Source organism: Streptomyces sp. NBC_00190 (assembly GCF_036203305.1).
Lineage (GTDB): Bacteria > Actinomycetota > Actinomycetes > Streptomycetales > Streptomycetaceae > Streptomyces.
Genome location: NZ_CP108132.1, coordinates 175,431 through 196,350 on the forward strand (window position 1 = coordinate 175,431; position 20,920 = coordinate 196,350).

Below are 20,920 nucleotides of genomic sequence, written 5' to 3' on the forward strand. Positions count from 1 at the left end.
GGGAGGCGCGCCGAGTCGTTGCGGGCAGAGCCCGGGGTCAGTCCAGCGACAGGATCTGGCGCAGCAGGCCGGTCACGGTCTGCGCTACGTCTCCTTCGGGGCCGGCCTGGGAGCGCCAGGCGACGAAGCCGTCGGGGCGGACGAGGACGGCGCCGCCCTCGGAGACCCCGTACCGCTCCTTGAAGGTGTCCTCGGTGTCGGCGTAGTCGCCGCCCTCGCCGATGCCGCGGACCGTCAGCACCAGGCCGAGCTCGCGTCCGGCCGCGGTGGCGGCGGCCCACGGGGCGGTGGGGCCGGCGGTCAGCAGGGTGAAGCCGACCGGGAAGAGGTCGACGGTCGAGAACGGGCCGTGCTCACCGGTGACGAGCACGTGCGGGGCGCGCGAGCCGGGGCGGCCGCTGGGCTTGTCCGGGTCCTCGGTGACGGTCCACAGATCCGGGTCCTCGCCAGCGAACGCGCCCGCCGGGTAGGCGTAGCCGAAGGTCATCGTGGTCTCGTCGACCAGGTCCTTGGCGACGTCCTGGAACTGCTTGCCCTCGCGGACCGCGAAGCGCAGCATGGCCTGGCGCACGGTCTCCTCGGCGACCGCGCGTCGCTCGGAGTCGTACGAGGCCAGCAGCCCCTGACCGGCCTTGCCCGCCAGCACCAGGGCCAGCTTCCAGGCCAGGTTGTACGCGTCCTGGATGCCGGTGCTGGCGCCGAAGGCGCCGGTGGGCGGCATGACGTGCGCGGCGTCACCGGCTATGAGGAAGCGGCCCGCGGTGAACGTGTCGGCGACGCGCGCCGAGATGTCCCAGGCGGGCATGTTGACCGACTCGATGGTCAGTTCCAGGTCGGGGACGCCGACGGCGGCCCGGACCAGTTCGACGCAGCGCTCGGGGGTGAAGTCGTCGGCGCTCTGCCCCTTGTCGGGGAAGAAGGAGACGTTGATGACCCACTTGCGGTCGTTGTCGATCGGGATGATCGTGCCGCGCACCTCGGGGTTGTTGACGTAGGCGGCGATGATCTTCCGGCCGCGCAGGGCCTCTTCCAGGTCGGCGTCGAAGAAGAAGCTGACCAGGTTGGTGAGGGTGCCGCGGCCGTGGGATCCGATGTCCAGCAGTTCGCGGACGGGGCTGCGGCTGCCGTCGGCGGCGACGAGGTACTCGGCGCGCAGCGTGTAGCTCTCGCCGGTGCCGGCGTCGGTGAGCGTGGCGCTCACCCCGTCGGCCTCCTCGGTGACGGCGTCGAGGCGGGTGTGGAAGCGCAGGTCGACGCCGACCTCCTCGGCCCGCTTGCGCAGGATGGGCTCGAGCTGGTTCTGGTCGATCAGCGTCCACTGGGCGGGGCTGATGCGGCTGATGTCCTCGATGGAGGCGTTGGGCATCCGGACCCGCTCGTTGCCCGCGAGGGTCTCGACGTGGATCAGGTCGGTGTTGCCGGAGATCGGCGAACGTCCGGCCTTGACCCGGTCCTCCATGCCCACCGCGCGGTACAGCTCCATGGTGCGCGGGTTGATGGCACGGGCCTTGGGGTGCGTGGAGGTGCCGGGGTGGCGCTCCACCAGCGTGGCCTTCACCCCGTGGTGGGCGAGGAACACGGCGGCGGACAGGCCCGCGAGGCCGCCGCCGACGATGAGTACGGGCACCTTCTCCTGGCTCATGGTGATTCCTTGGGTGGTCGGGGCGGCGGACGGCTCCGTGTGGGCGGTCATCGGGTCGCGGTCACCAGCGTGTGCGTGCCGAGCAGCGGCTCGGCGGCGACGGCGGTGAATCCGGCCTCGGTGAGCCAGGTGCGGACGTCGTCGATGCGGTACTCCGAGCCGTCCTGGCTGACGAGGCGCATGTGGAGGCTGGAGAGCAGGCGCTCGGCGTTGCGGCGCTCGTCGTCGATCATCCGGTCGTAGATGAGGACCTGGCCGCCGGGGTTGACGGAGGCGAAGACGCGGCGCAGCAGTTCCTGCCTGCGGTCGGTGTCGAAGCCGTGCAGGATGTGGCCGAGCACGATGACGTCGGCCTTCGGGATGTCGTCCGCGAAGAAGTCGCCGCCGGTGAACTCGACCCGGTCGCCGAGGCCGAGGCGGGTGGTGTGCTCGGTGAACAGCGGGCGGGTGCGCTCCAGGTCGAACACGCCGGCCTTCAGGTGCGGGTGCTCCTTGACCAGGACGGAGGCGAGGTTGCCGCGCGCGCCGCCGAGGTCGATGAAGGAGGAGTGCCGGCTCCAGTCGATGCTGCCGGCGAGCTCGATGCCCATCCGGTCGCTGTACGCGTCGAGACCGGCGAAGAAGCGCTTCATCTTCTCGGGGTCGTTGTGCGTGTTCCCGACGAAGCCGCCCTTGTCGGGGTCGAGGTGCTGCGGGGCGCCGGTGGTCAGCGCCTCGGTGAGCCGGCCCCAGGTGCCGTACAGGGTCTCGTTGGTCAGCTCGACGAAGCCGCCGAGGTAGGTGGAGGTGCCGGGCACCAGGTACGCCTGGGCCAGCGGCCCGTTGCTGTACTGGTCGCCGGTACGCTCCAGCAGGCCGAGACCGGCCAGCGCGTCCAGGAAGTCGGCGGCCATGCGCGGGTGCAGGCCGGACGCGGCGGCGATGTGGTCCGCGCCGGCCGGTCCCTCGGCGAGGGCGCCGAACACGCCGAGCGTCACGGCGCTGTGCAGCACCTTGGCCGCGCAGTCCGCGATGGTCAGCTTGATCAGCGGACCGGGGTCGACCGCCGCGGCCGTCGTACGGTCATCGGTCGTTGTCACGCGAGCCTCCTAGCAAACCGTGGGGGACCGCTTCGGTCCTTCTCCCGACAATGGCCGGTTCGCGTGGAGTCCCACTCGAAGCGGCCTGAAGCCGCGGGGCGGGGCAGCGCGAGGGGTGCGGGCGTACGGGGCAGCGGACATGGCGAAGTGCCGCCCTCCCACCGCGGGTCGCGGGGGCGGGCGGCACTTCGGCCATGTCACACGCGGGGGATGGTGTGATCAGGCCGTTTCGGGGGAGCTGTCGGCCGTGACCGGGGCAGTCTCCTTGGCGGCGGAGTCGGCGGGCGCTCCGTCGCCGCCGCCACCGTGGTGGCGGGAGCGGAGCGTGCTGTTCTTCATCAGCAGGGTGAGGACGAGGCCGACCACCAGGACCGGCACCGCGGCGATGAACACCGGGGTGAGGGCGGCGGCGTAGGCCTGCTCGATGGCGGTGCGCACCGTGGCGTCGAGCGAGTTCAGGACCGTGTCCGAGGAGAGCGAGTTGTGGTCGACGCCGTTCAGGGCGCCGGCCGGGACGCGGTCGGCGATCTCGTCGGTGAGGCGGCCGTAGAAGATCGCGGCGAAGAGCGAGATGCCGATCGAGGTGCCGAAGGAGCGTCCGAAGGTCACGGTGCCGGAGACGGCGCCCATGTCCTGCGGAGGCGCGGTGTTCTGGGCGGCCTGCGTGAAGACCTGGGCGGAGAGGCCCGAGGCGAGGCCGAAGACCAGCATGTAGGCGATGGCCAGGGCGCGCGGGGTGTCGGCGTCCATGGTGGACAGCAGGACGGCGCCGACGATGCCGAGCGCCATGCTCAGGATCGGGAAGATCTTGTACTTGCCGGTCTTGCCGATGATCTTGCTGGAGACCACGGAGGTGAGCACGAGGCCCAGCATCATCGGCAGCAGGACGAAGCCGGAGGTGGTGGGGCTGGCACCGGTGGCGACCTGGACGTACAGGGCGAGGAAGTTGACCGTGCCGACGAAGACGATGCCGCAGATCATGGTGCCGAGCAGCGAGATGGTGAAGGTGGAGTCCTTGAACAGCCGCAGCGGGACGATCGGCTCGGCGGCGGCGGACTCGGCCTTCACGAACAGGCCGAGGAGCAGCAGCGTGGCGAGGCCGAGGCCGATGATCTGCGGGGAGGTCCAGGAGTACTCGACGCCGCCCCACGAGGTCAGGAGCGTCACGGCGACGATGGCGCCGGAGAGGGTGACGATGCCGGCGTAGTCGAGCTTGGACTCGCGGACCTTGCGCGGCAGGTGCAGGTACTTGGCGAGCAGGGCGACGATCACGGCGCCGACGGGCAGGTTGACCAGGAAGACCCAGTGCCAGCTGAGGGCGTCGGTGAGCAGGCCGCCGACGGCGGGGCCGGCGAGGGAGGCACCGGCGAAGACCATGCCGAACATGCCGTAGTACTTGGCGCCTTCGCGCGGGGTGAACAGCTCGCCGATGATGGCGAGGACGGAGACGAAGAGGCCTCCGGCGCCCAGTCCCTGCACGATGCGGAAGACGATGAGCAGCTCCATCGAGCCGGCCAGGCCGGACAGGGCGGAGCCGAGGAGGAACAGGGCCATCGCGGAGAGGTAGACGACCTTGCGGCCGAAGAGGTCTCCGAGCTTGCCGTAGATGGGCGTGGTCACGCTGCTGGCGATGACGTACGCGGTGGTCACCCACGCGAAGAGGTCGATGCCGCCGAGGTCGCCCGCGATGCGGGGAAGGGCGGTGGCGACGATCTGCATGTCGAGGATGGCCACGAACGCGGAGAGCATGCAGGCGACCATGACCGGGGTGACTTTGGTCCCGGAGGGGTGCAGCCCGCCGGATGCCTGAGCGGTGGGAGCGGACAAGGTGGTGCCGCCTTTCGAATCGGTGTGCGCGATCCCCGTCGCACCGGCTGCTGAGCTACGGCCGGCGTCACCTGGCTGTTCCGCCCGAAAGGGGCTGGGGAAGGTCACGATGGTTGTGTGTGGTGATGCGGATGCTGTTGGGGGGGGTGCGGCCGGCCCGTCCCGGGGGTGGACGGGCCGGCCGGTTCTCGGCGCGGCCTCAGGGAACGAGGACGACCTTGCCGAGCTGGGCACGGGCTTCCATGAGCTCGTGGGCCTTGGCGGCCTCGTCGAGCGGCAGGCGCTCGTGGACGACCGGCTTGACCTGGCCGGAGCTGATGAGCTCGAAGAGGTGGCGCTGGCCTTCGGCGATCGCCTCGGGCTTGTTGTAGAGCATCGCGTAGAGGCTGAAGCCCGCGACGTTCTTCATGCGGGACAGGGCCAGGGTGGGCAGGTCCGGGATGTCGCCGGAGGCCGAGCCGTAGAAGACGAGGGTGCCGAACTGGGCGGTGATGCCCAGGGACTTCAGCAGGACGTCGCCGCCGACGGTTTCCAGGACCACGTCGGCGCCGCGGCCGTCGGTGGCGGCGAGGACCTGGTCGACCCAGTCCTCGTCGCTGTAGTTGACGGTGACGTCGGCACCGAGCTCGCGGGCGAAGTCGCACTTGGCCTGGGTGCTGGCGGTCGCGATGACCTTGCCGGCGCCCATCGCCTTGGCGATCTGCACGGCGAGGTGGCCGACGCCGCCGGAGGCCGCGTCGATCACGATGGTCTGGCCGGGCTGGAGGCGGCCGGCCTCCTTGATCGCGTGGTACGCGGTCTGGGCCGGGCTCGGCAGGAGGGTCGCGGCGGCGGCGTCGAGGTCCTGCGGGATCTTGATGAGCCAGCCGGTGTCCGCGACGACGTACTCCGCGTAGGCGCTGTGGTCGATGTCGCCGACGACGCGGTCGCCGACGGCGAGGTCGGTAACGCCTTCGCCGACGGCCTCGATCGTGCCGGCGACGTCGCCGCCGGGGGCGCCGGGCAGACCGGCGTGGCCGCCGATCGGGATGCCCTGGCGGCGCTGGACCTCGGCGAAGGTGACGCCGATGGCCTCGGCGCGGATCAGAACCTGACCCGGACCGGGCTGCGGCTTCTCCACCTCTTCGAGGCGCAGGACAGACGGAGCGCCGTGCTCGTAGTGGCGGATGATTCGCATGATTTCTCCAAACGGTATTTCCGTCGAGCCGTCGCGCTGGGCCGCGGCTCCGTCCGGGGGGCCGGATACATGTGCATGTTGTCATGCATTTGATTGCGAGTCCACATGTGATGGCCTCGCGGGGCGTTTCTTTACCGATTACTTAAAGACGGCGCGGGTGGGGTCGGTGACCCCGGCCCAGGTCTCCAGGGCCGTACGCAGGCCCTCGGCGACCTCCTCGGCCGAAGCGCTCTTGTCCGCGGCCCAGGCGACGTATCCGTCGGGACGGACCAGCACACCGGCGAGCTCCGGCTCTTCGGCGCACTCGGCGACGATGTGGCCGACGCGGCCGGCCCACTTCAGCGGCGCGGCCCACTCGTTGTAGACCTCGGAGATCTCCGGGCGGCCGGCGAGGTCGAGCAGCGCGAAATTGCCCCGGCGCAGGTACTTCGGAAGGGTCCGGGTGCCCTCCTCGGTCTTCAGCGTCAGGTCGCGGGCGAAGTCGCCGAGCAGCCGGTGCTCGGGGCCCTCGATGTCGTAGCGGACCCGGACACCGCTGAGCATCTCGGCGATGTGGCGGTTGACCTGGTCCTTGGTCATCAGGGTCTGGAAGAGCTCGCGCAGCTGGGTGACGTACGGGTCGGGGTTCATCAGCGCGATCTGGGCGCGGGTGTTGGCCAGTACGGCGCGGGCCGGCTCCTGGCGCTCCTTGTCGTACGTGTCGAGCAGACCCTCGGAGCCCCAGCCGTTGATGGTGGCGGCGAGCTTCCAGCCGAGGTTGAGGGCGTCCTGCAGGCCGAGGTTGACGCCCTGGCCGCCGACGGGGAAGTGGGTGTGCGCGGCGTCGCCGGCGAGCAGGACGCGACCGGAGCGGTAGGTCTCGGCCTGGCAGGCGGAGTCGGTGAACCAGGACAGCCAGCGCGGCTCGCTCGCGCCGAGGTCGTCGCCCCAGATCTCGCGCAGGCTGGCGGTGAACTCCTCCAGCGTCAGCTCGGAGCCCGCTTCCTTCGTCGTCTTGAAGTCGAAGGTGGCGACGCGGTGGTAGGTGTCGTCGAGCGGGACGCAGAAGAGCAGGCCGCGCTCGGTGCGCTCCATGCCCATCGGCGCCTTCTCGCGGTCGGCGAGGACGACGTCGGCCAGGCGCGCGGTGACGCGGCCGCCGGTGCCGGGGAAGCCGATGCCCGCGGACTTGCGGACCAGGCTGCGGCCGCCGTCGGTGCCGACGACGTAGCGGCCGCGCAGGGTGTACGAGCCTTCGGGGCCGGTGACGTCGACCTCGGCGCCGTCCTCGTCCTGACGGACGGCGGTCACCTCGTGGCCGCGGCGGATCTCGACGCCGAACTCCTCGGCGCGCTCCTCCAGCAGCCGCTCGGTGCGGGTCTGCTCGGAGAGCAGCGCGTAGTTGTGGGCGCTGTCGAGCAGGGAGAAGTCGACCCAGACGTCGAGGCCAGCGAAGTGGCCGTTGCTCCACGAGTGGGCGCCGTCGCGGAAGCGGTCGGCGAGGCCGCGGCGGTCGAGCGACTCCAGCGAGCGGGCGTGCAGTCCGAAGGCCTTGGAGTGGGGGGTCCGCTCGGTGAGGCGCTCCAGCACGACGGGCTTGGCGCGGGCGATGCGGAGTTCGGAGGCGAGCAGCATGCCCACCGGACCTCCGCCGACGATGAGGACGTCGAAGTCGAAGTCCTTGGTGTCCGGCATTGCAGTCCTTCCAGAGGGGGGTTGGGGGTTTCTATGACGAGGAAAAACTATATGCTTGCTGTCATGCAAACGCTTGTGAGCATACACATGCTCGCTGTCCTCGATTACCACGCCTAGGATGTTCGCCATGGAGACTTCGACCACCAGGCAGAAGACCGCGCAGCTCCCCTCCGCGCACGGCGCGCTGGCCACCGCCGACCCGCTGGACGCGGTCGGCCCGGCCTTTTCTCGGCTGCGCCGCGCATCGGCGCTGAACGTGGAAAACCCGGTGTCCCGCAAGGACATGACCCGGACGCTGGTGCTCAACATCGTGGAAGAGGGGCCCGAGCACGACGGCCAGGAGATCACCGTCGGAGTCGTGGCCGAGCGCCTCGCGGTGGACCCCTCCGTGGCCAGCCGCATGGTCACCGACTGCATCTCCGCCGGCTACCTGATCCGCGCCGCGTCCCAGCAGGACGGGCGCCGGACGATCCTGCAGATGTCGGACGAGGGACTGGCGATGCTGGCGGCGTTCCGCCGCCACCAGCGGGCCGCTTTCGAGTTCATCACCCGGGAGTGGCCCGACGACGAGCGCCTGCAGTTCGCCCGCCTGCTGATCAAGTACGTCGACTCGGTCGCCGAGATGCGCGGCGCCCAGGCCGACGGATAACCGCCGGTCCCCCATCGCTCAGCGCGCCAGGATCCGGCGCAGCGCCGCCGTCAGCGCCGCGCCCTGCTCACCGGCGGGGACGGCGGCCGGGGTGCGCCACGCGACGATTCCGTCCGGTCGCACCAGGACGGCGCCCGCGGCGGCCACGCCGTAGGCGGTGGCCCACCGGCCCTCCGGGTCCGCGAGCGCCCCGCCGTCGGCGGCCGGCGCGATGCGGTGGAAGGCCAGGTCGACGCCGAGCGCCGTGGCGGCGCTACCTGCCGCCTCGGCCCACGAGCCGCCGTCCGCCCCGGCCAGCAGGACGAAGCCGGTGCCGAACAGCTCCAGCGTGGACAGCGGGGCGCCGTCGCGCTCCAGCACCACGTACGGAGCGCGGGTGCCGGGCTCGCCCTGCAGGGTGCGCGGGTCGGAGGTCAGCGGCGGCCGCTCCACGCCCGCCTCGGTGATGAACGCGCCGGAGGGGTAGGCCTGGCCCATCGTGACGGTCATCGCGTCGTCGGTGGCTGCCTTCTCCTCCTCGGTCGCGGTGCCCGAGCGCAGGGCGAGCTGGAGCGAGCCCTGGCGCGCGGTGTAGGAGCCGACCGGGTGGCGCTCCTCCTGGTAGGTGTCGAGCAGGCCGGTGCCCGCGGCGCCCTTGGTCACCAGGGCCAGCTTCCAGGCCAGGTTGAAGGCGTCGGCGATGCCGGTGTTGGCCCCGTAGCCGCCGGTGGGCGGGATCTGGTGGGCGGCGTCGCCCGCGATCAGGACCCGGCCCTGGACGAAGTTCCCGGTGACGAGTTCGGCCATGTCCCACGGGAAGCGGGAGCGGACCGTGACCTCGACCTCGTCCGAACCGATCGCGGCGGAGACCAGCTCGGCGCAGCGGGCGTCGGTGAAGTCGTCGAGGCCCTCGCCCTTCTCGGGGTCGTAGCCCACGATCAGGGTGCCCTCGGTGAGGGTGTCGTCGTGCACCAGGATGCCCATGACCGTGTCGTTCTTGACGTGGACGACGCTGTAGCGGCGGTCCCCGAGGACCGCGCCGAAGTCGGCGCCGAACGCGATGCTCACGTGCCGGGAGAGCACGCCGCGCCCTTCGCGCACTAGGCCCAGCGACTCCCGTACGGTGCTGCGCGGCCCGTCGGCGGCCACCAGGTAGTCGGCGGTCAGGGTGGTCTCGGTGCCCTCGGCGTCCTTGACGACGGCGGTGACGCCGCTCCCGTCCTGCGTGAAGGAGACCAGTTCCGTGCTGAACCGCAGGTCGGCGCCGAGCTTCTCGGCCCGGGCGCGCAGGATCGGCTCCAGCCGGTCCTGGGGCAGCAGCAGCAGCTTGGAGGGGGTCAGGTCCGCGAGCTCGTCGCCGCCCTCCAGCTCCTCCTTGCTGAAGAGGACCTCGCCGGCCAGGGAGACCACGCCCGCGCGGGTCTTGTGCTTCTCGAAGCCGGACGCGGCGGCCTTGGCGGCCGCCTCGACGCCCACCGTGCCAAGGATCTCGGCCGTACGCGGGTAGTAGCCGACCGCGCGCGGGTGGATGGAGGTGCTGGGGTGCCGCTCGACCAGGGTGCAGGGCACGTTGTGATGGGCGAGGAACACCGCGGTGGAGAGGCCGACGAGGCTGCCACCGACGATCAGTACATGCGTGCCGCTCTTACTCACAAAGAACCCCTCTCGCGGATACCGGTCTGTGCGGATCGTGGCAGCGGCCGGTGGACCTGAACTCGAACTCCGCTCGCAGCAGCAGGGAGTCGGCGTCTCAGGCCTTGACGGAGTACGTCGACCAGGAGCTGTCCGCCGTGAACCCGAGGCGGCGGTTGAGGGCGACGACGGCGCCGTTGTCGACGTCGTTCCAGGCCTGCACGAGGGCCACCTGCCCGTTCTCGCGGGCGGTACGGGCCAGCAGGTCCGCCTTGAGCCAGGAACCCAGGCCCCGGCGGCGCCGGTCGGCGAGGACCAGGGTCTCCCCCGCGTCGGCCATCGGGCTGTCGCGGACGAAGACGGTGGCGTACCCGACGACTTCGCCGGTCGCGTCGTCGACGGCGGCGGTCACGTGCTGGCGGTGTCCTGCCCGCTCCGCCTCGGCCTCGCGCGCGCGGACGTCGTCGGCGGTGGGGGTGCGCACCTGCGCCTGCCCGTTGACGGGCGCGTCCAGGGTGCCCCAGGCGCGGGCGTAGGAACCGACGAGCCCGTCCGGGCAGCGGTCGGTCCAGTTCACGAGGTGGTGGCCGGGTACCGCCCGGGCGGCGAGCTCGTCGAGTCCGGCGGCGGCCGGGCCCTTCAGGAAGAGGCGGTTGCGCAGGTTGGTGCCGCGCAGTTCGGCGCCGCAGCCGGAGGCGAAGGCCTCGGCGGCGGGGGTGTGCGGGGCGTCGACCATCAGGTGGCCGCGGCCGCGGGCGCGCAGTTCGGCGCGGGCGGCGTCGACCAGGGCGGTGCCCGCGCCGCGACGGCGGAAGGACGGGAAGACCCACAGCGAGCCGTGGCCGGGTCCGGCCGGGTCGCCGAGGTCGAGGCCGAGCTTGGTGACGCCGACGGGCGTGTCGCCGTCGAAGGCGGCCAGGACGATCCGGTCGGCTCCGTGCCGGCGTTGCAGCAGCCTGGCGAGCAGGGCCTGTGACACCGGGGGGTCGGCGGGCAGTTCGAGACTCATCGTCTCCTGGAAGCCCGGAACGAGCAGGGTGATCGTCGCCGGGTCGTCACCGTCGAGGCTGCGGATGTCCATGGCCACCATCGTCCACGACGGCGCTTGAGATCCGTTCGAGAACGGCTCGGGGCCCGGACGCCGCACCGTCCGGGCCCCGAGCTGCGGGAAGGCCGGCCGGGCCCGTCAGGGCCCGGCCGGCACGCGTTCACGCCTCCTGCGTCTCCGCGAGCGTGATGGCCTGCACCGGGCAGGCCCGTACGGCCTCGCGCACCATCGGATGCCCGGCGCCGTCCTCACGGCCGGCGATGACGGTGGAGAACCCGTCGTCGTCCTGTTCGAACACGAAGGGAACGGAGACGGCGCACTGGGCGGAGCCGATGCACCGGTCGGTGTCGATCGAGATGCGCACGGCGGCCTACCAGGTGACGGGGAGTTCGGAGACTCCCTGCAGGACGAACGGGGCGTTGACCGGCACCTGGTCGGCCGGGACCGCGAGGCGCAGGCTCGGCACCCGGCGCAGCAGGGTGGCGAGGGCGATCTCCATCTCGGCGCGGGCCAGGTTCTGGCCGATGCACTGGTGGATGCCGTAACCGAAGGCGACGTGGCGGCCGGAGGGCCGGAAGATGTCCAGGTCGTCGGCCTTCTCGAAGGACTGCGCGTCGCGGTTCATCAGCATCGTCGACAGGATCACCCCGTCGCCGGCCTTGATCACGTGCCCCTCGACCTCAATGTCCTCCTTGGCGACGCGCATCAGCATGTCGCCGATGGAGGCGTAGCGCATCAGCTCGTCCACGGCCCTCGGCATCAGGGACTCGTCGGCGCGCAGCGCCTCCATCTGCTCCGGGTGTGCCAGCAGCGCCATCGTGGACAGGGCGATCATGTTGGAGGTGGTCTCGTGTCCCGAAACCAGCAGGACGGTGGCGATCATCGCCAGCTCGTTGCGGTCGACCTTGCCGTCCTCCAGCTGGCGGGCGATCAGCTCGTCGAGCAGGGTGTCGCCGGGCTCCGCCTGCTTGCGGCTGATCAGGTCGTCCAGGTAGGCGAGGATCTCGGTGAACGCCTGCTGCGCCTGCGCGGCCTGCTCGGGCCCTGAGGAGGACAGCACGTGCCGGGAGCGCTCGTCGAAGTAGTGGTGGTCCTCGTACGGGACGCCGAGCAGCTGGCAGATGACGGCGGACGGCATCGGCAGGGCGTACTCGGTGAGCAGGTCCACGGTCCGGCCCGGGCCGCCCGCCAGCATCTTGTCGAGGAGGTCGTCGGCGTACTGCTGGATCACCGGGCGCAGCGCGTTGACCTGGCGGACGCCGAAGCTCGGCAGCACCATGCGGCGCTGGCGGGCGTGCACCGGGTCGTCGACGCCGACGAGCGGGGGCGCGGCGGCCTGCTGGCGCTGGGCCTCGATGCGCGGCGCGAGCAGCGGGAAGTTCGGGTCGAGGACGTCGGAGGAGAGCCGGGCGTCCGGGAACAGCTTGCGGCCGAGCTCGTTGCCCGTCACCAGCCAGGCCACCCGGCCGTTCCAGAGGGTGACCCGGGAGATCGGGCCCTTCTCGCGCAGCCCCTCGTACCCGGGCGGCATCTGGTAGGGGCACTTGCGCTGGATCGGGTACGCAGGAGCGTCCTCGGCCCCGTCCGCCAGCGTCTTCGGCGCGTCGAGTGTGTCGGTCATGGGTTCTCCTGGGTGTGTGGCCGGCGGCGGCCGTGCGTGGGGTCCGGCTGGGAGGGGGCGGGGTTCAGAGTCCGCCGGTGACGCGCAGGGCCTCGCCGTGGACGTTCCCGTTGGCGGCGGAGCCGAGGAAGACGATCGTGCGCGCGACGTCCTCGGGGGTGTTCATCCGGCCCGACGGCAGGGACTTGGCCTTGTTCTCCAGGAAGGCGGGCGAGGCGTGGGTGAGCACGTTCTCGGTGAGGGTCTGGCCGGGGACGACCTCGTTGACCAGGATCCCCGCGGGGCCCAGTTCCCAGGCGAGGCTGCGGACCAGCCCGAACAGCCCCGACTTGGCGGCGCCGTACGCGCCCGCGCCGATCATCCCGGAGTTCGCGAGCCCGGCGCCGACGAGCACGATGCGGCCCCAGTCGCGGCCGCGCATGTGCGGCAGGACGGCCTGGATGGTGTGGAAGACGGCGTCGACCGAGGTGCGCAGGACCCGCTGCCACTGCTCGACCGGGACCTCCTCGAAGGCGGGCATCTGCCGGCCGGGCCGCGGGATCGCGTCGCCCCACTCCACCGCGCTGGCGACGAGCACGTCGATGCCGCCCCACTCGGCGCCGACCGCGGCGACGGCGGCGCGGATCGAGTCCTCGTTGGCGAGGTCGTAGCGGACCACGTAGGGCGTGCCGCCGGCGGCGGCGACCTGCTCGGCCGTCTCCTTCGCGCCCGCCTCGTCGGAGTGGTAGGTGATCGCGACGCGCGCGCCCTCCGCCGCGTAGGCGACGGCGGTGGCCCGGCCGATGCCCCGGGAGGCGCCGGTGACGAGCACCACCTTGTCCGTGAGATCCGTCTTCATCGTCCTGCCTTCGTGGTCTGGTGGGCGCTGTGGGCGGTGTCCGGTCCGGCGCCGATGCTCTGCCCGTGCCGGAAGAAGCCTTCGGGGTCGTAGGCGCGCTTGATGTCGCGCAGCCGGGGGGCGTTCTCCGCGTAGTGGTCGCCCTCCCAGTCCGCCGGCACCCGCGAGCTGGGGAAGTTGATGTACGAGCCGGTGGCCAGCGGGGCGAGGGCCGCGCCGCAGCGGTCGGCCCACTCGTCGAGCTCGGCCGGGCCCCGGGCCGCCGACTCCTCGTCGCGCGTGGCGATCTGGAAGCCCGTCAGGAACTGGGCGTCGCGGTGGACGTACGCGGTCTCGGTGCGGCCGACCCGGTTGGCCGCGCCGCCGAGCGCGATGCACAGCAGGTAGCGCTCGTTGTCGAGGTCCGGGTTCCAGGCCCCCAGCAGGGACTCGGCCTCGGTGTGCGTCACGGGCCGGCCGGTGAGCCGGTAGGCCTGCCGGGTGTACGGGTGACGGTGGCCGATCGCGTCCGGGTGGGTGCCGGTGCGGTGGCACTGCTGGACGGTCTTGGATCCGCACAGCGCCTCGTGCATGACCTCGGCGTACGCTCCGGGCGCGCCGACCTCGCGGTGCACGGGCTTGGTGCCGGCGGCCTCGGTGAGTTCGTCGAGGGCCCGCTCCAGTTCCTCGGGCGCCCCGTGGTGCACGCCCCAGATCTTGACGATCGGCTTGCCGCCGGGCCCGAACATGCCTGGCAGTACGACCAGGGAGGTGCCGAGGTCCTCGCAGGCCGCGGCGGCCCAGGCCTGCCAGGCGGCCAGTACGCCGGGGGCGTCCTCGTAGGACCACAGGGTCTCGAAGGCGGTCAGCAGCGGGGCGTCGACGGGCCGCAGCTCGAACTCGGTGACGATGCCGAAGTTCCCGCCGCCGCCACCGCGCAGCGCCCAGTACAGGTCGGGGTGCTCGTCGGCGCAGGCGCGGACGGTCCGCCCGTCGGCGAGGACGACCCGGGCGGAGAGGATCCGGTCGCTGGCGACGCCGAACTTGCGGGTCTGCCAGCCCAGTCCGCCGCCGGTCAGGAAGCCGCCCTGGCTGACGGTGGGAAAGGTGCCGGTGACGATCTGGCGTCCCTGTGCCTTGAGGGTGTCGAGCGCGTCGAGGGACTGCACGCCGGCGCCGATGCGCACGGCGGGGCCGTCGGCGACGGCGTGGTTCATCCGGGACAGGTCGATGACCAGGCCGGTGCCGGTGGACCAGCCGTTGAAGCTGTGGCCGGAGCCGCGCACGTGCGCCCGTACGCCGGTGTCCTGGGCGTGCCGTACGCAGGCGAGGACGTCCTCGTGGGACTCGCAGTAGGCGACCGCGTACGGGGTCACCGAGTCGTACTCGGTGTTCTGCAGCTGCCTGGCGAGCCGGTACCCCGGATCGGACGGGAGAACCAGCTCACCCTTGAGTTCGTCGCGCAGCATGGGGGTTCTTTCCTCCGTGAGTTCCCGGTCCGGGGTACGAGACGGGTCGGCCCGTCCGGCTACTTGTCGATGCCGAACTTGCGGGCGCTGACCTTGGAGCCCTCGTGGCCGCGCAGCAGGTCGCCCTTGGGCGAGTAGAAGTTGGCGCCGCCGGTGCCGACCCACTCGTCGTCGGAGACGAACTCGCCGGTGACGAAGACGTGCGCCTCGCCGACGTGCTCGCCCTCGGGGCTGACGGCGAGGATGTGGAAGTTGTAGTGGAAGGAGTCCGGTCCGGTGGACTCCCAGTTGCCCAGGCCGATGTTCTTGGCGTTGACCTGGTAGCAGGTGACGCCGCCGTCACCGGTGAAGGACGCCAGTCCGAACACGGACTTACCGTCGTCCTCCAGCTCCGTGGTCCAGGTTCCGACCAGCCTCGCGTCGGTCATGGCGATTCTCCTGACATGGGTTTCGGTTTGCGTGGTGTGCCGTCGATACGGTGCCGCCCCGGGCTGGAGCCGTACTTGAACGGCCCTTCAGCGGGCGGGCCCGGTCATCTGCCGCGCCACATCCCGGCGCAGGCGTGCGGGTTGCGGTGGGTGCGGTGCCAGCCGCTGCCGGTGACCCCGGCGTCCGCGGCGGGCGCCTGCGCGGCGGCGGCCCGCCGGGCCAGCAGGGACGTCAGGACGGTGGTGAGGGCGGCGGTCTCCTCCGCGGAGGGGTTGCCGCCGGTGATCTTCCAGGTGGTGGTCATGCGTCTGCCTCCTCGTGTCCCGGAGCAGCGGCTCACACCGGCGGGTTGCCGTGCTTGCGGGACGGGATGTCGGCGTACTTGGAGCGGAGCATCGCGAGCGAGCCGATGAGCGCGGAGCGGGTCTCGGCCGGGTCGATGACGTCGTCCACCAGGCCGCGCTCGGCGGCGTAGTAGGGGTGCATCAGCTCGGTCTGGTACTCCTTGATCTTCTGCGCCCGCTCGGCGTCCGGGTCCTCGGCCGCCGCGATCTCCCGCCGGAAGATGACGTTGGCCGCGCCCTCGGCGCCCATCACGGCGATCTCGTTGCTGGGCCAGGCCAGGGAGACGTCGGCGCCGATGGAGCGCGAGTCCATGACGATGTAGGCGCCGCCGTAGGCCTTGCGCAGGATCAGCTGGATCCGCGGGACGGTGGCGTTGCAGTAGGCGTACAGCAGCTTCGCGCCGTGCCGGATGATGCCGTTGTGCTCCTGGTCGACGCCGGGCAGGAAGCCGGGTACGTCGACGAGGGTGACCAGCGGGATGCTGAAGGCGTCGCAGAACTGCACGAAGCGGGCGGCCTTTTCGCTCGCGTGGATGTCGAGGACCCCGGCCATCGCGGAAGGCTGGTTCGCGACGATCCCGGTGACGTGTCCGTCGAAGCGGGCCAGCGCGCACACGACGTTCTGCGCCCAGGCCGGCTGGGTCTCGAAGTACTCGCCGTCGTCGACGATCTCCTCGATGACCTTGCGGATGTCGTAGGCCTGGTTGGGGTTGGCCGGGACAAGGCCGGCGAGGGCGTCGGTGCGCCGGTCGGTGGGGTCGTCGGACTCTTCGCGGGGCGCGGTCTCGCGGTTGTTGGACGGCAGCAGCGACAGCAGGAACCGTACGTCGGCGAGGCAGCTCTCCTCGTCGTCGTAGGCGAAGGCCGCCACGCCGGAGACCGCCGCGTGGACGTCCGCGCCGCCGAGGCCGTTCTGGGTGATCTCCTCGCCGGTCACCGCGCGGACCACGTCCGGGCCGGTGATGAACATCTGCGAGGTCTCGCGGACCATGAACACGAAGTCGGTCAGCGCCGGGGAGTACGCGGCGCCGCCCGCGCACGGGCCCAGCATCACCGAGATCTGCGGTATGACGCCCGAGGCCCGGGTGTTGCGCTGGAAGATGCCGCCGTAGCCGGCGAGGGCGGTGACGCCTTCCTGGATACGGGCTCCCGCGCCGTCGTTGAGGCTGACCAGGGGGGCGCCGGCGGACTGCGCGAGGTCCATCACCTTGTGGATCTTCTGCGCGTGGGCCTCGCCGAGGGCGCCGCCGAAGATGCGGAAGTCGTGCGCGTACACGAAGACGGTCCGCCCGTGGACCGTGCCCCAGCCGGTGACGACCCCGTCGGTGTAGGGCTTCTTGTCCTCCAGCCCGAATCCGGTGGCCCGGTGCCGGCGCAGGGCCTCGATCTCGTGGAACGAGCCCTCGTCGAGCAGCAGCTCGATGCGCTCCCGCGCCGTCAGCTTGCCCTTGGCGTGCTGGCGTTCGGTGGCCTTGGGGTCGGGCCCGGCCACGGCCTGGGCCTTGATGTCGGCCAGTTCCGCGGCACGGTCCTGGATGCGGGCGGGGGCGACGTCAGTGATGCTCACGGGTTTCCTCCGGGACTGTAGGGAGGGGGAGGTGTGCGGGTGCGACCGGGCGGCTGGCCCGCGGGGTGCGGCCGGGGTTCACTGCCACAGGCCGATCAGCTGCCGGAACAGGGCCGTCTCGGTCTCGTCGAACGGGAGATCCGGGCGGAGCCTCTCCGGGTGCCGGGGAGGCGGCCCCTGCGGGACGCTCGTCTCGTCCGGCGGGAACCAGACCCAGATGCTGCCCGCCGCGACCAGCATCTTGTAGACGGCGTGGAGCACTCGGTGCGGTCTCATACGCGCGGCCTCCGTTCTGTGGGCCGGGAACGCACTTCGGAACCAGCCAACCCTCGCCCGGCGCCCTCGACGTCCCGTGGAAGTCCGCTTGAGGACCGGTCTCGGGTGCGCCGGTGCGCGTACAGGGCCGTGAGGGCCGCCGCCACGGTGACCAGGCCGCCCGTGTACAGGCCGGAGCGTGCCCCGTAGTGCTCGCAGAGCCAGCCGACGAGCAGGGCGCCGAGCGGGGTGGACCCCTGAAGGATCATGGTGTAGAGGGCCAGTACGCGGCCTCGGTAGCGCGGGTCGCTGCCCAGTTGGATGCGGTGGTTGGCGGCCTGGGCGAAGGAGATGGTGGCGAAGCCGGTGGCCGCCAGCAGGGGGATCGCGAGGGCGTAGCTGGGCGCGAGGCCGCTGGCGGTCTCCAGGACGCCGAAGGCGAGGGCTGCGCCGATGACCAGTCCGGGGCCGGGCCGGCCGCGGCGGGCGGTGCCGGCGAAGGCGCCGAGCAGGGAGCCGGCCGCCATGGCGGTGGTCAGCAGCCCGAAGCTGGCCGATCCGGAGTGGAAGACGGTCTTGGCGAGCAGCGGCAGGGTGAGCGCGAAGTTGAAGCCGAACATGCCGACGGCGGCGACGAGGCCGAGCGGCATGACGAGGTCGGGCCTGCCCCTGATGTAGCGCAGGGCGTCGGCGATCCTGGCGCCGCCCGGGGCGGCCCCGGTGCGCTGCAGCTCCTTCGTGCGCATCATCATCAGACTGGCGACGGTGGCCAGGTAGCTGAGCGCGTTGAGCAGCATCACCGGTCCGGTGGAGTCGGATCCGCTGATCAGGAGCCCGGCGAGGGCGGGGCCGAGGATGCGCGCGGTGTTGAAGTACGCGGCGCTGAGCGCGGAGGCGTTGGGCAGCAGATCGCTGCCGACGAGCTCGCTGACGAAGGACATCCGGGTGGGCGACTCGATGGCGGACACGGCGCCCAGGGAGCCGGCGAAGACGAGGATGACCGGCAGGCTCGCCCGCCCCGCCAGCACCACGAGGGCGAGGAGGAGGGCGAGCAGCCCGGCCGCGAGGTTCGCGAGGATCAGCAGCTTGCGCTTGTCGTACCGGTCGGCGAGCCGTCCCCCGTACAGGGTCAGGAGCAGCGTCGGGGTGAACTGCACGGCCGTGACGAGCCCGAGGGCGGTGGCCGAGTCGCCGCTGAGCGACAGCACCAGCCAGTCCTGGGCGACGAACATCATCCAGGTGCACATCACGGACAGCAGCTGGCCGGTGGCGAAGAGCCGGAAGTTGCGTACGGACAGGGACTGGAACACGTCAGTAGCGGTAGTGGTCCGGCTTGTACGGGCCCTCGACGGGGACGCCGATGTAGTCGGCCTGCTCCTGGCGCAGGGTGGTGAGCCTGACGCCGAGGGCGTCGAGGTGGAGGCGGGCGACCTTCTCGTCGAGGTGCTTGGGGAGCACGTAGACGTCGGTCGGGTACTCGGCCGGCTTGGTGAAGAGCTCGATCTGGGCCAGCGTCTGGTCCGCGAAGGAGTTCGACATCACGAACGACGGGTGACCGGTCGCGTTGCCCAGGTTCAGCAGACGGCCCTCGGACAGCACGATCAGGACCTTGCCGTCGGGGAACTTCCACGTGTGGACCTGCGGCTTGACCTCGTCCTTCACGATGCCCTCAACCTTGGCCAGACCGGCCATGTCGATCTCGTTGTCGAAGTGGCCGATGTTGCCCACGATCGCCTGGTGCTTCATCTTGACCATGTCCGAGGCCATGATGATGTCCTTGTTGCCCGTGGTCGTGATGAAGATGTCCGCCGTCTCCACCACGTCGTCCAGCGTCGCGACCTGGTAGCCGTCCATCGCCGCCTGCAGCGCACAGATCGGGTCGATCTCGGTGACGATGACACGCGCGCCCTGGCCGCGCAGCGACTCCGCGCAGCCCTTGCCGACGTCGCCGTAGCCGAAGACCACGGCGGTCTTGCCGCCGATGAGGACGTCGGTGGCGCGGTTGATGCCGTCGATCAGCGAGTGGCGGCAGCCGTACTTGTTGTCGAACTTCGACTTGGTGACGGCGTCGTTCACGTTGATCGCCGGGAAGAGCAGCGAGCCCGCCTGGTGCATCTCGTAGAGGCGGTGGACACCGGTGGTGGTCTCCTCGGTCACGCCGCGGATCTCCGCCGCCAGCGCCGTCCAGTCGAGGGTGGTCTTCCCCAGCAGGTCCAGGACCAGCGCCATCTCCTCGTTGTCCGCGGTGGACGGGTCGGGAACGGCGCCGGCCTTCTGGTACTCGACGCCCTTGTGGACCAGCAGGGTGGCGTCACCACCGTCGTCGAGGATCATGTTGGGGCCCACGTGGCCCGGCCAGGTCAGCGCCTGCTCCGTGCACCACCAGTACTCCTCCAGCGTCTCGCCCTTCCAGGCGAAGACGGGGATCCCGGCCGCCGCGATCGCCGCCGCCGCGTGGTCCTGCGTCGAGTAGATGTTGCACGACACCCAGCGGACCTCCGCGCCGAGAGCCACCAGCGTCTCGATGAGCACGGCCGTCTGCACGGTCATGTGCAGGGAGCCGGTGATGCGCGCCCCGGCCAGCGGCTGGGCGGCCGCGTACTCGGCGCGGATCGACATCAGGCCCGGCATCTCGTGCTCGGCGAGCGTGATCTCCTTGCGGCCGAACGCGGCGAGGGAGAGGTCGGCGACCTTGAAGTCGGTGAACTCGGCTGTGGGCTGGCTGGGCATGGACTACTCCGGTGTGTGGACGTCGAGGTTCAGGGTCAGTTGACGTTCAGGTTCTGGTGGATCTCTCGGGTCGCCGTGGAACGGTTGAGGGTGATGTAGTGCAGGCCCGGGGCGCCCTCGGCAAGCAGCCGTTCGGCCATCGCGGTCGCGTACTCCACCCCGACGGCGTGGCCCGCGGCCGGGTCGTCGCGCACCGCGTCCAGGCGCCGGGCGAGGTGCTCGGGGAAGCGGGCGTCGCTCAGCTCGGCGAACCGGCGGATCTGCCGTACGTCGGTGGCGGGCATGATTTCGGGGATCACCGGTGTGAGGCAGCCGACGGCGGCCAGCCGGTCGCGCAGCCGCAGGTAGTCCTCCACCTGGAAGAACATCTGCGTGATCGCGTAGTCGGCGCCCGCCTGGCACTTGGCCGCGAAGTGCCGGATGTCCTCGGTCCAGCCCGGGGACCGCGGGTGGCGCTCGGGGAACGCGGCCACGCCGACGGTGAAGTCGCCCAGTCGGCGGATCAGGCTGACCAGTTCGTGCGCGTGCGTGAAGCCCTGCGGGTGCGGGGTCCACACCCCCTTCGGGTCGCCCGGCGGGTCCCCGCGCAGGGCGAGCACGTCCCGGATCCCCGCGTCCGCGTACTGGCCGATGATGTGTCGCAGCTCGGCGACCGAGTGCCCGACCGCCGTCAGGTGGGCCACCGGGCGCAGCGTGGTCTCGGTCGCGATCCGCTTGGTGACCTCGACCGTACGGTCGCGGGAGGAACCTCCCGCCCCGTACGTGACGGAGACGAAGGACGGCGCGAGGGCCTCGATCCGCCGGATCGCGTCCCAGAGCGTGCGCTCCCCCGCTTCGGTCTTCGGCGGGAAGAACTCGAACGAGAAGGAGCGCCGGCCACTGGCCAGCAGTTCGCGTACGTCGGGGCGGGGGCGCGCGGGTGCGGGCTCGGGGGACGGGAGCGCGGGGCGCTCGGTGAGGACTGCTGCCATGACTCGGTTC

At 71.3% G+C, this 20,920-nt stretch carries 19 protein-coding genes; 1 reads left to right on the plus strand and 18 read right to left on the minus strand.

Going from position 1 to position 20,920, the window contains the following annotated elements; translation table 11 throughout:
• Window positions 1-37 precede the first annotated feature (37 nt).
• The 5 genes from OG429_RS40865 to OG429_RS40885 all read right to left on the minus strand — a co-directional run bounded on the left by OG429_RS40865 (window position 38) and on the right by OG429_RS40885 (window position 7,399).
• Window positions 38-1,642, minus strand: a complete 1,605-nt coding sequence (locus OG429_RS40865) for an FAD-dependent oxidoreductase (RefSeq protein ID WP_328930698.1) — start codon at window positions 1,640-1,642, stop codon at window positions 38-40.
• 47 nt (window positions 1,643-1,689) lie between these two features.
• The gene (locus OG429_RS40870) at window positions 1,690-2,721 is read right to left on the minus strand and encodes a methyltransferase (RefSeq protein ID WP_328930699.1); all 1,032 of its coding nucleotides are present in this window, start codon (window positions 2,719-2,721) and stop codon (window positions 1,690-1,692) included.
• 219 nt (window positions 2,722-2,940) lie between these two features.
• Complete coding sequence (locus OG429_RS40875) at window positions 2,941-4,548, minus strand: MDR family MFS transporter (RefSeq protein ID WP_328930700.1); 1,608 nt, start codon at window positions 4,546-4,548, stop codon at window positions 2,941-2,943.
• A 199-nt stretch (window positions 4,549-4,747) separates the two neighbouring features.
• Window positions 4,748-5,725 carry a quinone oxidoreductase family protein gene (locus tag OG429_RS40880; RefSeq protein ID WP_328930701.1) on the minus strand — a complete coding sequence of 326 codons (978 nt, stop codon included), beginning with the start codon at window positions 5,723-5,725 and terminating at the stop codon, window positions 4,748-4,750.
• A gap of 138 nt (window positions 5,726-5,863) precedes the next feature.
• The gene (locus OG429_RS40885) at window positions 5,864-7,399 is read right to left on the minus strand and encodes an FAD-dependent monooxygenase (RefSeq protein ID WP_328930702.1); all 1,536 of its coding nucleotides are present in this window, start codon (window positions 7,397-7,399) and stop codon (window positions 5,864-5,866) included.
• Window positions 7,400-7,526: 127 nt separating this feature from the next.
• On the opposite strand from OG429_RS40885, the gene OG429_RS40890 reads away from it, so the two are divergent.
• Entirely contained in the window at window positions 7,527-8,048 is a 522-nt protein-coding gene (locus tag OG429_RS40890) for a MarR family winged helix-turn-helix transcriptional regulator (protein WP_328930703.1), read from the plus strand.
• A gap of 18 nt (window positions 8,049-8,066) precedes the next feature.
• Here the strand turns inward: OG429_RS40890 and OG429_RS40895 are convergent, their stop codons facing one another.
• From OG429_RS40895 to metF, 13 genes are all read right to left on the minus strand, one after another.
• Window positions 8,067-9,680 carry an FAD-dependent oxidoreductase gene (locus OG429_RS40895; RefSeq protein WP_328930704.1) on the minus strand — a complete coding sequence of 538 codons (1,614 nt, stop codon included), beginning with the start codon at window positions 9,678-9,680 and terminating at the stop codon, window positions 8,067-8,069.
• Window positions 9,681-9,777: 97 nt separating this feature from the next.
• Window positions 9,778-10,740 (minus strand): GNAT family N-acetyltransferase, encoded by a 963-nt coding sequence (locus tag OG429_RS40900; RefSeq protein ID WP_328930705.1) that lies wholly within the window; start codon window positions 10,738-10,740, stop codon window positions 9,778-9,780.
• 127 nt (window positions 10,741-10,867) lie between these two features.
• A complete protein-coding gene (locus OG429_RS40905) occupies window positions 10,868-11,071 on the minus strand; it encodes a ferredoxin (RefSeq protein ID WP_328930706.1) in 204 nt (67 codons plus the stop codon).
• Window positions 11,072-11,077: 6 nt separating this feature from the next.
• Window positions 11,078-12,328 carry a cytochrome P450 gene (locus OG429_RS40910; protein WP_328930707.1) on the minus strand — a complete coding sequence of 417 codons (1,251 nt, stop codon included), beginning with the start codon at window positions 12,326-12,328 and terminating at the stop codon, window positions 11,078-11,080.
• Between the two features lie 64 nt (window positions 12,329-12,392).
• Window positions 12,393-13,166: an SDR family NAD(P)-dependent oxidoreductase gene (locus OG429_RS40915; protein ID WP_328930708.1), complete on the minus strand. Its 774-nt coding sequence runs from the start codon at window positions 13,164-13,166 to the stop codon at window positions 12,393-12,395.
• Entirely contained in the window at window positions 13,163-14,614 is a 1,452-nt protein-coding gene (locus OG429_RS40920; protein WP_328930709.1) for an FAD-binding oxidoreductase, read from the minus strand. The genes OG429_RS40915 and OG429_RS40920 overlap by 4 nt, the downstream gene beginning before the upstream one ends.
• A gap of 59 nt (window positions 14,615-14,673) precedes the next feature.
• On the minus strand, window positions 14,674-15,042 hold the full coding sequence (locus OG429_RS40925) for a hypothetical protein (RefSeq protein WP_328930710.1): 369 nt from the start codon (window positions 15,040-15,042) through the stop codon (window positions 14,674-14,676).
• A gap of 104 nt (window positions 15,043-15,146) precedes the next feature.
• Entirely contained in the window at window positions 15,147-15,347 is a 201-nt protein-coding gene (locus tag OG429_RS40930; RefSeq protein WP_328930711.1) for an acyl-CoA carboxylase subunit epsilon, read from the minus strand.
• A gap of 32 nt (window positions 15,348-15,379) precedes the next feature.
• A complete protein-coding gene (locus OG429_RS40935; protein WP_443051328.1) occupies window positions 15,380-16,948 on the minus strand; it encodes an acyl-CoA carboxylase subunit beta in 1,569 nt (522 codons plus the stop codon).
• Between the two features lie 84 nt (window positions 16,949-17,032).
• Complete coding sequence (locus OG429_RS40940; RefSeq protein WP_328930713.1) at window positions 17,033-17,230, minus strand: DUF6059 family protein; 198 nt, start codon at window positions 17,228-17,230, stop codon at window positions 17,033-17,035.
• Window positions 17,227-18,519 carry an MFS transporter gene (locus OG429_RS40945; protein WP_328930714.1) on the minus strand — a complete coding sequence of 431 codons (1,293 nt, stop codon included), beginning with the start codon at window positions 18,517-18,519 and terminating at the stop codon, window positions 17,227-17,229. Before OG429_RS40945 ends, OG429_RS40940 begins: the two co-directional genes overlap by 4 nt.
• Window position 18,520: 1 nt before the next feature.
• Entirely contained in the window at window positions 18,521-19,939 is a 1,419-nt protein-coding gene (ahcY, locus tag OG429_RS40950) for an adenosylhomocysteinase (protein WP_328930715.1), read from the minus strand.
• 35 nt (window positions 19,940-19,974) lie between these two features.
• Window positions 19,975-20,910, minus strand: a complete 936-nt coding sequence (metF, locus tag OG429_RS40955) for a methylenetetrahydrofolate reductase [NAD(P)H] (protein ID WP_328930716.1) — start codon at window positions 20,908-20,910, stop codon at window positions 19,975-19,977.
• Between the last annotated feature and the right edge of the window lie 10 nt (window positions 20,911-20,920).

Bases quoted from the DNA above. Each gene is read 5' to 3' on its own strand.
- OG429_RS40865 (WP_328930698.1), bottom strand. From the start codon at position 1,642: ATGAGCCAGGAGAAGGTGCCCGTACTCATCGTCGGCGGCGGCCTCGCG.
- OG429_RS40880 (WP_328930701.1), bottom strand. From the start codon at position 5,725: ATGCGAATCATCCGCCACTACGAGCACGGCGCTCCGTCTGTCCTGCGC.
- OG429_RS40885 (WP_328930702.1), bottom strand. From the start codon at position 7,399: ATGCCGGACACCAAGGACTTCGACTTCGACGTCCTCATCGTCGGCGGA.
- OG429_RS40890 (WP_328930703.1), top strand. From the start codon at position 7,527: ATGGAGACTTCGACCACCAGGCAGAAGACCGCGCAGCTCCCCTCCGCG.
- OG429_RS40900 (WP_328930705.1), bottom strand. From the start codon at position 10,740: ATGGACATCCGCAGCCTCGACGGTGACGACCCGGCGACGATCACCCTG.
- OG429_RS40910 (WP_328930707.1), bottom strand. From the start codon at position 12,328: ATGACCGACACACTCGACGCGCCGAAGACGCTGGCGGACGGGGCCGAG.
- OG429_RS40915 (WP_328930708.1), bottom strand. From the start codon at position 13,166: ATGAAGACGGATCTCACGGACAAGGTGGTGCTCGTCACCGGCGCCTCC.
- OG429_RS40920 (WP_328930709.1), bottom strand. From the start codon at position 14,614: ATGCTGCGCGACGAACTCAAGGGTGAGCTGGTTCTCCCGTCCGATCCG.
- OG429_RS40925 (WP_328930710.1), bottom strand. From the start codon at position 15,042: ATGACCGACGCGAGGCTGGTCGGAACCTGGACCACGGAGCTGGAGGAC.
- OG429_RS40930 (WP_328930711.1), bottom strand. From the start codon at position 15,347: ATGACCACCACCTGGAAGATCACCGGCGGCAACCCCTCCGCGGAGGAG.
- OG429_RS40940 (WP_328930713.1), bottom strand. From the start codon at position 17,230: ATGAGACCGCACCGAGTGCTCCACGCCGTCTACAAGATGCTGGTCGCG.
- ahcY (WP_328930715.1), bottom strand. From the start codon at position 19,939: ATGCCCAGCCAGCCCACAGCCGAGTTCACCGACTTCAAGGTCGCCGAC.
- metF (WP_328930716.1), bottom strand. From the start codon at position 20,910: ATGGCAGCAGTCCTCACCGAGCGCCCCGCGCTCCCGTCCCCCGAGCCC.